Below are 12,243 nucleotides of genomic sequence, written 5' to 3'. Positions count from 1 at the left end.
ACCCCAAGGTGAAGACGATGAGCATGATGGACTGGGACGCCTACCGTAAGCAGTTGATGGCCGGCATCGGCGATCTCAAGCAACTTTCCCCCGACACCGTGGCCGGCTACATGACCGCCAGCGGTGCGGGGGCCAAGACCAACCATCTGGACGCCAAGACCCGCGAGCTGATCTCTCTGGCGGTGGCCGTGACCACCCGCTGCGACGGCTGCATCGCCGTGCATTCGCAGCAGGCGGTCAAGCATGGCGCCAGCCGCGAGGAAATTGCCGAGGCGCTGGGCGTGGCGGTGGCGATGAATGCCGGTGCCGCGCTGGTCTACTCAGCGCGGGCCATGGATGCTGTCGGCAAGGCCAACGGCTGAGCACAAACGGCGCCGCCGCCCTTGCGCGACGGCGCCGCGCGACCCAGACTGTGCGGCTTAGCCCGCGCAGGAACCCGCATGATCCACATTCGCCCCATGACGCCCGACGATTTCGACCGTTTCTGGCCTACCTTCCAGGCCATTGTCCAGGCCCGTGAAACCTATGCCTTCGACCCGGCCCTGAGCTTCGAACAAGCCCGCCAGGTGTGGCTGGAACTGCCCTTGCACACGCTGCTGGCCGAAGAAGATGGCGAGATGCTGGGTTCGTATTACCTCAAGGCCAATGCTGCCGGGCCTGGTGCGCATGTGGGCAATTGCGGCTACATGGTCTGCGAACAGGCGCGTGGCCGTGGCGTGGCGCGCCTGATGTGCGAGCACTCGCAGAAGCTGGCACGCCAGGAGGGCTTTCTGGCCCTGCAGTTCAACTCGGTGGTGGCCAGCAATGAAGTGGCCGTGGCGCTGTGGCACAAACTGGGCTTCGAGACCGTTGGCCGCTTGCCCAAGGCCTATCGCCATGCCCGCCTGGGGCTGGTGGACTGCCTGGTGATGTACAAATGGCTGGCGGACGAGCCGGTGGTGGAGAAGCCGCCATTGCTGATCGGGCGCAAGAACATCGAGGCACGGGTGTCGCGCCGTCGCGGACGCTGATGTTCTTGAGCAGGCCCGCGAAGCGGTCGGGCCTGCCAAGCGCTCAGCTTCAGAAAGCCAAGCCTACCTTCACACCAAACTCGTCACGCTTGAGCTTGGTGTTGTCTGCTACTGGGGAGTCTTCATCCAGCTTGTATTCGGTGCGGGTGTAGTAAACCCCGGCCTGTACCGGCATACCGCCTTGCTGATTCATCAGCAACGTCACCTCGGCATACGGGTTGGTGCGGTCTTTCAGGTCGACCGTGTCGCTGCCAAAGTCATCCACCTTCAGCCGCGCGCGGCCGTCCAGGGTATGCCGCGCGCCCACTTCCACCCGCAGTGTCGAGGCGTCGAACTGGTGGTTGTAGCCCAGCGCTGCCTTGGCAAAGGGCGACTTCACGGTGAGCTTGGTATCAAGGTCGTTGATTTCCGGCTCGAAGCGCGACCAGCTGTAGCCGCCGCCCACAGTCACGTCGACAAAGTTGCGAGCGTCCAACGCCGCACGCCAGCCAAGATCAAGATCGGCCTGAGCCTCCTTGAGCTTGTTGTCGTTCTTTTTGCCGAATTTGGCCTCGGCGCCGAGTTGGTAGATGAAACCAGATTCGGCTGTCAGCTTGTTGCCGAATGTGGCGAACACGCCACCTTGGCCCATGTGTTCCTTGTCGCTTTCACTGCCACCTTCAAACTTGAACTTGTCGTAGGCGCCCTGCAGACCGATTGTGAACAACGGATCGGTGCTGGGCGCGGCGGTGGCAGCCAGCGGCGCGGCGATCAGGGCGAGCAGGCAGGAGTGGCGCAACAGTTGACGAGCAGGCATGCGGGAAGTCTCCATGACTTGATAACGAAAGGCTAACGTCCGGTTCGAGACAAACGCCGCCAAAAAAGTTCGAAAAAAAATCAGTAAAAACGTGCAACCTTGTGATTTATCGCGGCATTCATGGCGTACCAACATTTGACGCCCCGGCGTTTCAATGGTCAGATGCGCGCCAGTTTCAGGTGCCCTGTACCGCCGCGTGCAGGGTGAAACGGGAAGCCGGTGCGTCGTATCGACCACGACAAGTCCGGCGCTGCCCCCGCAACGGTAAGCGAGCGAACCCTTCGACATACCACTGTGCTCAGGCATGGGAAGGTGAAGGTTTCATGCCCCTCGCAAGCCCGGAGACCGGCCTGAAGCTTCACTTGGCAACCCGCGGTGGGCGGGCGCAGGCCGGTATCCGTGCGCGCGCCTGCCTGCACGGTGCGCCTTTGCGTGTTTTCCACCGGGATCCATTCATTCCTGCAGCAGTGGAACGACATGTCCCGTATGTTCAAGCTTCACCCCCTGGCGGCCTGCCTGGCCGTCGCCCTTCCAGCCCTGGCCGATGACCAGGACCGACAACCCCTGGCCCTGCCCACCACGGCCATTACCGACACCCTCGACAACCACGCTATCGACCTGGTCACGCCGACCCAGGCCGGCTCGCGCCTTGGCCTCAACGCCCTGGAGACGCCGGCCAGCACCAGTAGCATCAGCACCGAGCAGATCCAGCAGCGCAACAACCTCACGGTGCAGGACGCCGTGACCCGTTCGCCGGGCATCACCTTCGTCGGCTCCCCGGGCGACGGCGGCACAGGCCTTTCTGCTCGCGGCTTTGCCGGGCACAGCTCGGTGATGACCCTGTTCGACGGCGCACGGCTGTACACCGGTGCCGGCACCCAGACCTTCCCAGTCGACCCGTGGATGGTCGAGCGCATCGACGTGATTCGCGGCCCGGCTTCGGTGCTGCATGGCGAGGGCGCCACCGGTGCGGTGGTCAACGTAATCCCGAAAAAGCCGTTTGCCGGCGAAGTGCGTAACCACCTGCGCCTGGGTTACGGTTCGTGGGACCGCCAGCAGCTCGGCCTGGACAGCGGTGGCAGCCTCAGCGAACGCCTGAGCTACCGCCTGACCCTGAACCAGCAAGGGGGCAATGGCTGGGTCGACCGCACCCCTTCGCGCAGCCTGGCCCTGAGCGCCGCGCTGCGTTTCGATGCCAGCGACGACCTCAGTTTCACCCTCGCCCACGACCGTGGCGATGCGCAACCCGCCAACTACTACGGCACGCCACTGATCGATGGCCACTACCGCAGCAGCCTGCGCAAAAAAAACTACAACGTGCAGAACGACGTGCAGCACTACGTCGATGAATGGACCCGGCTGAACACCGACTGGACGCTGAACGACCACCTCAGCGCCAGCAACCAGCTGTACTACATCAAGAGCCGCCGCCACTGGCGCAACGCCGAAGACTACAGCTGGGACGCCGAGCACCAGCAGTTGCAACGCGGCAGCTACCTGGAGATCAAGCACAACCAGGAGCAGTTCGGCGACCGCCAGACCTTCACCTTCGACCACACCCTGTTCGGCCTGGCCAGCAAGACCGTGGTCGGCGCCGAGTACAACAAGGTGCGTTTCAACGTCGACAGCAATGCCCCCTACAACGATGTGGGCGGCGACTACATCGACCCGTGGCAGGCGCAGTCTGGCTGGTTCCATAGCGCCTCCCCCCTGCGCCCGCAAACCTTGTCCACCACCCACACCTTCGCCCTGTTCGCCGAGAACCGCCTGCAGCTGAGCGATCGGTTGTCGTTGGTCACGGGCGTGCGCCGCGACCAGAACCACATCGACCGCGACAACCTGACCGATGGCAGCCGCAGCGACCACAGCCTGCAAGGCGGCAACTGGCGCGCCGGCCTGGTGTATGCATTTACCGACGACCTGTCGCTGTACGGCCAGTACTCCACCAGCGAGGACGGGGTGAACAATCTCATCAGCCTCAGCCCGGCCCAGATGCACTATGAGCTGACCGAAGCGAAGCAGACCGAGGTGGGCCTGAAGCAACGCTTCTGGGACGGTCGCGGTGAATGGACGATGGCGGCCTACCACATCGTCAAGAAGAAGCTGCTGGTGGACGACCCGATCACCCACGAGAAGCAGCAGGCCGGGCAGCAGACGTCCGATGGCCTGGAAGCGACCCTGGAACTGGCGCTGGCGCATCAGTGGCAGGTGTCGGCGAACGCGTCGCTGGTGCGCGCCAAGTATGATGACTTTGACGAAATGGTCGGTGGAGCAGCGCAGGACCGTGCGGGCAATCGGCCGGCCAATGTGCCACGGCGTACTGCCAACCTGTGGCTGAGCAAAGGCTTCGGGCAGCAAGTGGAGGCCGGCATTGGTGCGCGTTATGTGGATGAGCGCTTTGCCAATACTGCCAATACCCAGAGCGCGCCTGGGTACACCGTGGTCGATGCCAACGTCGCCTGGCAGGTGCTGCCGGATGTGCGGCTGGGGTTGCAGTTGAACAACCTGTTCGACCGGGAGTATGTGCAGTCGGCGTTCAGTGGGCAGCAGTGGTTGATGGGGATGCCACGGTCGTATTTTGCGACGGTGGATTACAGCTTCTGATTGAGTTGCCTGTGCCCGCGAAGAGGCCGGAGCAGGCAACACAAAAACCTCTACCAACCGCTGACCAATTAGTTATAAGATAACGTTTCACATGACATTCATTCCTATCAGCGACCCTCCATGACAAGCGCCAGCGCCACCCCCACCCTGCTCACCCAGCGCCTGCAGAGCATCGACGCCCTGCGCGGCCTGGTGATCCTTTTCATGCTCCTGGATCACGTCCGCGAAACCTTCTTCCTGCACCGTCAGGTTAGCGACCCAATGGCCATCGACACCACCGAGCCGTCGCTCTTCATCAGCCGCACGCTGGCCCACCTCTGTGCGCCGGTGTTCGTCCTGCTGACCGGCCTGTCGGCCTGGCTGTACGGCGAAAAGCATCAGGGCCGTGGCGATGTGTCGGCGTTCCTGTTCAAACGCGGGCTGTTTCTGGTGGCGCTGGAGTTCACCCTGGTCAACTTCGCCTGGACCTTTCAGCTGCCGCCCAGCGTCATTTACCTGCAAGTCATCTGGGCCATTGGCATCAGCATGATCGCCCTGTCGCTGCTGGTATGGCTGCCACGCGCCGCCCTGCTCGCCCTGGGCGCAGTCATCGTCGCCGGCCACAACCTGCTCGATGGCCTGCACTTCGGCGTGGAATCGGCCTTGCATGTGCCGTGGGCGATCCTGCATGACCGTGGCTGGCTGGCGTTTTCCGACACCCTGCGCCTGCGCACGTCCTACCCGGTACTGCCGTGGATCGGCGTCATCGCCCTGGGCTACGGCCTGGGCCCGTGGTTCGCCCGTGGCAGCGAGGCCGTCGAACGTCAGCACCGCCTGCTGCTGGCCGGGCTGGCCGCGCTGCTGGGCTTTGCCGTGTTGCGTATGTTCAATGGCTATGGCGAGGCGCCCTGGAGCGGCTACCCAACCTTCACACAAACCCTGATGAGCTTCTTCAACATCACCAAATACCCGCCGTCACTGCTGTTCCTGGCCCTGACCCTGGGCTGCGGCCTGCTGTTGCTGCGCGCCTTCGAACGCGCCGGCCAGGCCCGCTGGATCAGCGCGCTGGCGGTGTTTGGTGCTGCGCCGATGTTCTTCTACCTGCTGCACCTGTACGTGCTGAAGCTGCTGTACCTGGCCTGCGTGGCGCTGTTCGGCCTCAACCGTGGCGACTATTTTGGTTTCGATGGCATCGCCGCCGTGTGGCTGATCGCCATCCTGCTGGCCGCGTCGCTGTACCTGCCGGTACGCAAGTTCGCCCGCTTGAAGGCACGCCGCCGCGACATCACCTGGCTGAAGTACTTCTGAAAAGCGTTTTCACCCGGCAGCGCGATGGTCTACCATGCGGGCCGCCGGTTTCCACCACGGAATTAATAGGGAATCCCAGGCCCGCCAACACGGGCCAAACGGAACTGCCCCCGCAACTGTAGGTGCCGAGCCTGCTCCATTGATGCCACTGGGCGTAATTGCCCGGGAAGGCTGGAGCCGGGCCATGACGCACCAGTCAGGAGACCTGCCGGCCTACATTCACCAACCGGCGGGGTGTCCGGGATTGGCCATCCGTTTTGCCCCTGCCAACGGCGGGGCGCGGCGATGCCTGTCCGTGCGTTCCTCACCCGAACTGTCCGATAGGAGATCGCCCCAGCATGCTGCCCCGTTTCGCCACCCTGCTCGCCGGCCTAGGCCTCACTGGCCTGGCCCAAGCCGCCGCCACCCACTACCCGCTTACAGTCGAGAATTGCGGCAGGCCGCAGACGTTCGCTCAGGCGCCTCAACGCGCCGTCACCATCGGCCAGGCCGGCACTGAAATGCTCTACGCACTGGGCCTGGGTGACAAACTGGCTGGCACCTCATTGTGGTTCAACAACGTACTGCCCGAATACAAAGCGCAGAACGACAAGGTGCCGCGCCTGGCTGACAACGACCCGAGCTTCGAGGCCGTAGTGGGCAAGCGCCCGCAACTGGTCGCGGTACAGTTCGAATGGATGGTCGGCGCACAGGGTGTTGTCGGCACCCGCGAACAGTTCGACGAACTGAAGATACCCACCTACCTGCTGCCTTCGGACTGCGAAGGCAAGGACAACCTGGTCGGCGCCGACGGTACTCGCCTGCAAGCGTTCCAGGTAGGCAGCATCTACAAGAGCGTCAGCCAGCTGGCCGAGATCTTCGATGTGCAAGACCGCGGCACTGCCCTGAATGCCGAGCTCAAAGGCCGCCTGGACAGCGCCAAGGCACAACTGGCGGGCAAGGACCTGTCCGCCACCTCGGCACTGTTCTGGTTCTCCAGCGCCGACCTCGACATCGACCCGTACGTGGCCGGCCGCCAAGGCGTCGCCGACTTCATGCTGCGCACCCTGGGGGTGCGCAACGTGGTCGAGTCCACGGAGGAATGGCCCACCGTAGGCTGGGAAACCTTGGCCAAGGCCAACCCCACCTGGCTGATCATCGCGCGCATGGACCGTCGCCGCTTCCCCGCCGACGACTACCAGAAAAAGCTCGAATTCCTGCGTAACGACCCGGTTACCCGCAACATGGACGCGGTAAAGCATGACCGCATCATCATCCTCGACGCCGATGCCATGCAGGCCGGCATCCGCCTTTTCAGCGGCCTGCAGACGTTGTCTGCAGCCTTTGCCAGCGGTAAAGCAGCCCAGTGATGATTCGCCTGTTACCTTGCATCGCGGTCGCCCTTGCAGCCCTGCTGGCCGCCTTGCTGGCCGGCACCGCCATTGGCGAAACCAACCTGTCGCCCCGTGTGGTTGGCCAGGTGCTGGCCAACCACCTGTGGCAGGCCGGCTACCCGGTCGACCCGATCGACGCCGGCATCGTCTGGAATTACCGCCTTACCCGCACCCTGGTCGCCGCTGCTTGCGGTGCCGGCCTGGCGACGTGTGGCGTGATCCTCCAGGCGCTGTTGCGCAACCCCTTGGCCGAGCCTTATCTGCTGGGGTTGTCTGCCGGCGCCTCGACCGGGGCGGTGCTGGTCGGCCTGCTGGGGCTGGGTGGCCTGGCATTGAGCATGTCCGCCGGGGCGTTCATCGGCGCACTGGCCGCATTCACCCTTGTACTGGTACTGGCCCGCGCGGCCGGCCCCGGCAACAACAACGCCCAGGTCATCCTTGCCGGCATTGCCGGCTCACAACTGTTCAACGCGCTAACTGCCTTTCTGATTACCAAGTCGGCCACTGCCGAACAGGCACGCGGCATCCTGTTCTGGCTGATGGGCAACCTCAGCGGGGTGCGTTGGCCATCGGTGTGGCTGGCCGTGCCGGTGGCACTGTTCGGCCTGGTGGTGTGCCTGTTGCACCGCCGCGCGCTGGATGCTTTTACCTTCGGCGCCGATTCGGCTGCTTCGCTGGGCATACCGGTGCGGCGCACCCAGCTACTGCTGATCAGCTGCGCGGCGCTGGTGACGGCGGTCATGGTGTCCATCGTCGGTGCCATCGGTTTTGTTGGGCTGGTGATTCCCCACGCCCTGCGCCTGCTGCTCGGCCCCGGGCACAGCCGCCTGCTGCCAGCCAGCGCACTGGGCGGCGCGCTGTTCCTGATTACCGCCGACGTGCTTTCACGCACCTTGATTGCGGGCCAGGTGATCCCTGTGGGGGTGGTCACCGCACTGATCGGGGCACCGGTCTTCGCGCTGATTCTGATCAGCCGCCGGGGGCGCTCATGACCGTCATGACCGCTGTACAGATTTCGCCCCTGAGTTGCCAGGGCCTGGGGTTGCAACTGGCCGGCAATACCGTGCTCAGCGGTATCGAGCTGAACGTTGTCGCGGGCGAAACGCTCGGCATTGTCGGCCCTAACGGCTCGGGCAAGTCTTCGCTGCTCAAGTTGCTGGCCGGGCTGCGCAAGCCGGCCAGCGGCAGCGTGCAACTGTTGGGTGAACCACTGGCACAGCTGCCCCGCCGCCGTGTGGCGCAGGCCCTGGCACTGGTCGAACAACAGGCCGACACCCTCGATGCAATCCGCGTGTTCGATGCCGTGGCCTTGGGCCGTACACCTTGGCTCTCAGCACTGGCACCGTTCTCGCAAGTGGATCGCGCCATCGTCGAGCAGGCGCTGGCTGACCTCGATGCCCTGCACCTGCGCACACGCCTTTGGGGCTCATTGTCCGGTGGCGAGCGCCAGCGCATGCACATCGCCCGCGCCCTGGCGCAACGGCCACAAGTACTCCTGCTGGACGAGCCGACCAACCACCTGGACATCCAGCACCAGCTGAGCCTGCTGCAACAGGTCCAGGCCCTGCCGGTCACCACATTGGTAGCGCTGCACGACCTCAACCAGGCACTCACCTGTGACCGCGTGGCCGTACTCGACAAAGGGCACCTGGTCGCCCTGGGCAACCCCCTTGAAGTGCTCACCCCCGAGCGCCTGCTGAACACCTTCGGCGTTCACGCCCATTACCTTACCGACCCCTTCGACGGCGCGCGCATCCTACGCTTTCGCGCCCCCTGAACCAGGAAGTTCTACCGATGCCGCTGCGTCCTCTCGCCTTGCTGCTTGCCAGCACCCTGCTCGCCCCGGCCGCGCTGGCCGACGTGCACGAAGTGAAAATGCTCAACCGTGGCAGCGAAGGCGCGATGGTTTACGAGCCGGACCACTTGCGCATCGCGCCCGGCGACACCGTGCGCTTCCTGCCCACCCAGAGCGGGCACAATGCGGCCAGCGTGGCAGGCCTGCTGCCCACCGGGGCCAAGCCCTTCAAGAGCAAGCTGAACCAGCCGTTCGAACAAACCTTCAGCGTGCCGGGCGTGTACGGCATCCAGTGCATTCCGCACCTGGCGATGGGCATGGTGATGGTCATCCAGGTAGGTGACGCATCGGCTACCGAACTGCCCGCCAACTTGCCGACCCGGGCCAAGGCCCGCTTTGCTGCCCAGTTGCAGAAACTTGAGGCCGCGCAATGAGCCGGTTGTTGTTGGCGCTGCCACTGCTGGGGCTGGCGCCGTTCGCCCAGGCCGACTCTGCACAGCCGCAAAGCAACGGTTTTGTGGAGGATGGCAGCTGGAGCATCCTCAACCGCAGCGTGTTCGACCAGCGCGACTACACGCATGGCGGGCGCAACAGTTCCGCGCGCAATGCCTACAAACCACGCAGCGAACGCAGTGGCAAGGCTGAAGAATGGGCCTACGGTTTGATGGGCACCTTCCAGTCTGGCTTTACACAAGGCCTGGTGGGTGTCGGCGTCGATGCCCACGCCTACCTGGGCGTACAACTCGACAGTGGCGGTGGGCGTGCGGGCAAAGCGCGCTTGCTGGGGGTCGATAACGACGGGCACCCAAAGAACGAGTACAGCCGCGCAGGCGCGGCATTGAAAGTGCGCATGGCCAATACCGTGTTGGCCTACGGTGAGCAGCGGGTCAAGACCCCGGTGTTCAGCTCTTCCGACAGCCGCCTGTTACCCGAGACCGCCACCGGTTTCTTCCTTACCAGCAACGACTTCGACACGCTCAAGCTGGTGGCCGGGCACTTCAACGAGAGCACCGACCGCAATGCCACAAGCCACGATCAGGGCTTTGTGGTGAACTACTCCAATAGCAAACAGGGCAACAGCTTCGACCTGGCCGGCGTGGTCTGGAACCCGGGCGCCAGCTTCAGCGGCAGCCTCTCCACCTCGCGCTACGAGGACAGCTGGAACCAGCATTACCTGGGCAGCACCCTCAGCCATGTGCTGGATAACCGCCGCAGCGTCAGCCTGGACCTCAACCTGTACCGCACCACCGACACCGGCAAGGCGCTGTCCGGGCGTATCGACAACACCACCTGGAGCCTGGTCTCGCGTTACAACCAAGGGCCGCACGGGTTCAGCCTGGGCTGGCAGCAAGTGGACGGAAATACGCCCTTCGACTACGTCACGCGGGGTGCGATCTTCATTGCCAACGCGGTACAGATGTCGGACTTCAACGCACCGAACGAAAAGTCATGGCAGGCACGCTATGACCTGAACTTGGGGGCCTATGGGGTGCCAGGGCTGAACCTGACGGCGCTGTACGTGCGCGGGTTCGATATCGACGGCACGCATGTCGACCCGACTGGCGGGTATGCGTACCTGGGGTATGGCAAGGGTGGCAAACATTGGGAACGCGACCTGGAGGCGCGGTATGTGGTGCAGAGTGGCAAGGCCAAGGGCACCACGTTCTCGCTGCGACATAACGTGCACCGGGGGAACACGGCGCAGGCCGAGCTGGATGGTGACCAGATACGCCTGGCGGTGGAGTGGCCGTTGTCGGGCGGGTTCTGATGGCTGCATTGCCTGAATCGGGGCTGCCGGGCAGCCCCAGGTTCTGTCAGGCAACCGTGCCGGCAGCAGGCAGCAAGCCCCACTCCGCCCGTTCTTGCACACTCATCGTCGCCAATACCTCGGCAAACGTCTGCTCAAGCTCCGAACTGACATTGCCAAATACCCGGTAGTTGGTCAGCAGGTAGCGCTTCACCGTCCTCGGCCAGCGCCGTTCCTTGTGCGCCGCATTGATGATGCCTTTGGCATCATGCCGCGTCGCGCCACGCCACAAGTCCATCAACCTGTTCTCGAAATCGCCGAAGGTCCACAAGTCGCTGCGGTCCTCGAACTCGTCCAGCAGTTTAAGTTTGTACAGGGCCATGTGTGGCATCGTGAGTCTCCCTCGGTGCAGTGAAAAAGCCTTGCATGAGGGAAGGTAAGCAAGCCGGGCCGCCCTGAAAATGAACGCGTCGATCACGCCGAAAAGGCCGTTGTAGGCGCTTTCCCACAAATCAGCGCAGCCGCAGCTGCATGTGCGTGGTCTGCCAGACCGGATCTTGCTCCACGTCCACCACCGCAAACCCATGCCGTTCCCAGAACGCAATCGCACCCGGGAGAAACGGATGCGTATGCAGGTACAGGCAGTCGATACCCGCCTGCACCGCCTGCTCGCGCAATGCACTGAACAACGCGCCCGCCAGACCCTGCCTGCGATAGGCCGGCAGCACGAACAGGCGCACCACCTCCACTACCCGCTCAGCGTGATAGTCAAGCTGGGCAAAACGATGGTCATAGGGCACATAGCCGATCACAGCGACCAGCCGACCGTCATCGCGGGCTTCAAGAAAGCAGCCCGCGCCGTCCAGGTAGGTTTCGGCAAAGTGCGCAAGGTCGTGCGGCAAGGGTGCCGCGACAAGCATCGGGAACAGCTCGCGGCGAGCGCTTTCGACAAACGCCACGACTTCGGCAATGGCGACGCGCGCGACAGGTTGCAGGGTCCGGTTTGGCATGGGGCTGCTGGCAATGGTTGGAGGGCTGGGTTCTACACCAGCGTGCCGATCAAGGCAAATAACGGGGCTCGTCGCGGCCATGCGGACATCGGTATAATCGGCAGTCTTCACTGCCAGACCAGACCAGGCCACGCCATGCCTCGCTTCCAGAAGTTGCTGTTGCCCCTGCTGCTGACTGCCGCCCTTACCGCCTGCGACCAGAAGCCAACCCGTGAAGAACAGATCCTCGCCCAGCTACCGCTGCAGGATGCCTACACGCACAATATCGAGCGCATGGCCACGCTGCTCGGTCGCACTCACCCGCAGCTGTCGCAAGCCACTATCCAGGGTGTACTGCGCAAGTACCTCACCGTCGAGGACCAGCACCAGGACCTGTTCCGCCTCTACAGCGAGAAGAATTTCAGCGATGCCGAGTTCGCCACCATCGTCGAAGCCACCCAGGACCCGGCCAAGGCCCGCGCGCTGGAAGACACCGAAGCCGGCAGGCGCCTGAGCGAAAAGCTCACTGCCCTGATGCGCGAAACCGCCCGCGATGTGAAGGTGCAGGCGCTGGTGGAGCGACGCATGCAACAGGTGGAAGACGAGCTGAATGCGCTGGACAGGGCAGGTTCCTGAATGCAG

At 63.8% G+C, this 12,243-nt stretch carries 13 protein-coding genes and 2 riboswitches; of the genes, 10 read left to right on the top strand and 3 right to left on the bottom strand.

Features of this window, described 5'->3' with window-relative positions; translation table 11 throughout:
• The first annotated feature begins 17 nt into the window (after window positions 1–17).
• Window positions 18–362 carry a carboxymuconolactone decarboxylase family protein gene (locus PM2_RS16960; RefSeq protein ID WP_013973174.1) on the top strand — a complete coding sequence of 115 codons (345 nt, stop codon included), beginning with the start codon at window positions 18–20 and terminating at the stop codon, window positions 360–362.
• Between the two features lie 78 nt (window positions 363–440).
• Window positions 441–1,010: a GNAT family N-acetyltransferase gene (locus PM2_RS16955; RefSeq protein WP_028699317.1), complete on the top strand. Its 570-nt coding sequence runs from the start codon at window positions 441–443 to the stop codon at window positions 1,008–1,010.
• A 49-nt stretch (window positions 1,011–1,059) separates the two neighbouring features.
• On the opposite strand, the gene PM2_RS16950 is transcribed toward PM2_RS16955, so the two are convergent.
• On the bottom strand, window positions 1,060–1,806 hold the full coding sequence (locus tag PM2_RS16950) for an outer membrane beta-barrel protein (RefSeq protein WP_016714657.1): 747 nt from the start codon (window positions 1,804–1,806) through the stop codon (window positions 1,060–1,062).
• Between the two features lie 160 nt (window positions 1,807–1,966).
• Window positions 1,967–2,174, top strand: a riboswitch (cobalamin riboswitch).
• A 109-nt stretch (window positions 2,175–2,283) separates the two neighbouring features.
• Between PM2_RS16950 and PM2_RS16945 the strand changes: the two genes are divergently transcribed.
• The 7 genes from PM2_RS16945 (at window position 2,284) to PM2_RS16915 (ending at window position 10,633) form a co-directional block, all read left to right on the top strand.
• Window positions 2,284–4,410, top strand: coding sequence for a TonB-dependent receptor (locus tag PM2_RS16945; RefSeq protein ID WP_028699318.1), 2,127 nt, complete (start codon window positions 2,284–2,286; stop codon window positions 4,408–4,410).
• Window positions 4,411–4,530: 120 nt separating this feature from the next.
• On the top strand, window positions 4,531–5,697 hold the full coding sequence (locus PM2_RS16940) for an acetyltransferase domain-containing protein (RefSeq protein ID WP_016714659.1): 1,167 nt from the start codon (window positions 4,531–4,533) through the stop codon (window positions 5,695–5,697).
• A 28-nt stretch (window positions 5,698–5,725) separates the two neighbouring features.
• Window positions 5,726–5,924: riboswitch (cobalamin riboswitch) on the top strand.
• A gap of 111 nt (window positions 5,925–6,035) precedes the next feature.
• Window positions 6,036–7,046: an ABC transporter substrate-binding protein gene (locus PM2_RS16935; RefSeq protein ID WP_016714660.1), complete on the top strand. Its 1,011-nt coding sequence runs from the start codon at window positions 6,036–6,038 to the stop codon at window positions 7,044–7,046.
• Window positions 7,046–8,062 carry a FecCD family ABC transporter permease gene (locus PM2_RS16930; protein WP_016714661.1) on the top strand — a complete coding sequence of 339 codons (1,017 nt, stop codon included), beginning with the start codon at window positions 7,046–7,048 and terminating at the stop codon, window positions 8,060–8,062. Before PM2_RS16935 ends, PM2_RS16930 begins: the two co-directional genes overlap by 1 nt.
• Window positions 8,059–8,847 carry an ABC transporter ATP-binding protein gene (locus tag PM2_RS16925; RefSeq protein ID WP_028699319.1) on the top strand — a complete coding sequence of 263 codons (789 nt, stop codon included), beginning with the start codon at window positions 8,059–8,061 and terminating at the stop codon, window positions 8,845–8,847. Before PM2_RS16930 ends, PM2_RS16925 begins: the two co-directional genes overlap by 4 nt.
• A gap of 17 nt (window positions 8,848–8,864) precedes the next feature.
• Window positions 8,865–9,299 (top strand): pseudoazurin, encoded by a 435-nt coding sequence (locus PM2_RS16920; RefSeq protein WP_016714663.1) that lies wholly within the window; start codon window positions 8,865–8,867, stop codon window positions 9,297–9,299.
• Entirely contained in the window at window positions 9,296–10,633 is a 1,338-nt protein-coding gene (locus PM2_RS16915; RefSeq protein ID WP_028699320.1) for an OprD family porin, read from the top strand. The genes PM2_RS16920 and PM2_RS16915 overlap by 4 nt, the downstream gene beginning before the upstream one ends.
• A 46-nt stretch (window positions 10,634–10,679) precedes the next feature.
• Here the strand turns inward: PM2_RS16915 and PM2_RS16910 are convergent, their stop codons facing one another.
• Both PM2_RS16910 and PM2_RS16905 read right to left on the bottom strand, forming a co-directional pair.
• Complete coding sequence (locus PM2_RS16910; RefSeq protein ID WP_016714665.1) at window positions 10,680–11,003, bottom strand: hypothetical protein; 324 nt, start codon at window positions 11,001–11,003, stop codon at window positions 10,680–10,682.
• Between the two features lie 121 nt (window positions 11,004–11,124).
• Window positions 11,125–11,622, bottom strand: a complete 498-nt coding sequence (locus PM2_RS16905; protein WP_019098425.1) for a GNAT family N-acetyltransferase — start codon at window positions 11,620–11,622, stop codon at window positions 11,125–11,127.
• Window positions 11,623–11,757: 135 nt separating this feature from the next.
• Here PM2_RS16905 and PM2_RS16900 point away from each other — a divergent pair, with 135 nt between their 5' ends.
• Complete coding sequence (locus tag PM2_RS16900; protein WP_016714667.1) at window positions 11,758–12,237, top strand: hypothetical protein; 480 nt, start codon at window positions 11,758–11,760, stop codon at window positions 12,235–12,237.
• Window positions 12,238–12,243: the final 6 nt, after the last annotated feature.

The organism is Pseudomonas monteilii NBRC 103158 = DSM 14164 (assembly GCF_000730605.1).
Taxonomy (GTDB): domain Bacteria; phylum Pseudomonadota; class Gammaproteobacteria; order Pseudomonadales; family Pseudomonadaceae; genus Aquipseudomonas; species Aquipseudomonas monteilii.
The sequence above is the reverse complement of the archived record's forward strand: the minus strand, read 5'-3'. Positions and strand labels throughout refer to the sequence as shown.

Excerpts from the sequence above, each read along its gene's own strand:
- PM2_RS16900 (WP_016714667.1), top strand. The coding sequence starts at position 11,758 with ATGCCTCGCTTCCAGAAGTTGCTGTTGCCCCTGCTGCTGACTGCCGCC.
- PM2_RS16910 (WP_016714665.1), bottom strand. The coding sequence starts at position 11,003 with ATGCCACACATGGCCCTGTACAAACTTAAACTGCTGGACGAGTTCGAG.
- PM2_RS16935 (WP_016714660.1), top strand. The coding sequence starts at position 6,036 with ATGCTGCCCCGTTTCGCCACCCTGCTCGCCGGCCTAGGCCTCACTGGC.
- PM2_RS16915 (WP_028699320.1), top strand. The coding sequence starts at position 9,296 with ATGAGCCGGTTGTTGTTGGCGCTGCCACTGCTGGGGCTGGCGCCGTTC.
- PM2_RS16905 (WP_019098425.1), bottom strand. The coding sequence starts at position 11,622 with ATGCCAAACCGGACCCTGCAACCTGTCGCGCGCGTCGCCATTGCCGAA.
- PM2_RS16925 (WP_028699319.1), top strand. The coding sequence starts at position 8,059 with ATGACCGTCATGACCGCTGTACAGATTTCGCCCCTGAGTTGCCAGGGC.
- PM2_RS16950 (WP_016714657.1), bottom strand. The coding sequence starts at position 1,806 with ATGCCTGCTCGTCAACTGTTGCGCCACTCCTGCCTGCTCGCCCTGATC.
- PM2_RS16930 (WP_016714661.1), top strand. The coding sequence starts at position 7,046 with ATGATTCGCCTGTTACCTTGCATCGCGGTCGCCCTTGCAGCCCTGCTG.
- PM2_RS16955 (WP_028699317.1), top strand. The coding sequence starts at position 441 with ATGATCCACATTCGCCCCATGACGCCCGACGATTTCGACCGTTTCTGG.
- PM2_RS16960 (WP_013973174.1), top strand. The coding sequence starts at position 18 with ATGAGCATGATGGACTGGGACGCCTACCGTAAGCAGTTGATGGCCGGC.
- PM2_RS16940 (WP_016714659.1), top strand. The coding sequence starts at position 4,531 with ATGACAAGCGCCAGCGCCACCCCCACCCTGCTCACCCAGCGCCTGCAG.
- PM2_RS16920 (WP_016714663.1), top strand. The coding sequence starts at position 8,865 with ATGCCGCTGCGTCCTCTCGCCTTGCTGCTTGCCAGCACCCTGCTCGCC.
- PM2_RS16945 (WP_028699318.1), top strand. The coding sequence starts at position 2,284 with ATGTCCCGTATGTTCAAGCTTCACCCCCTGGCGGCCTGCCTGGCCGTC.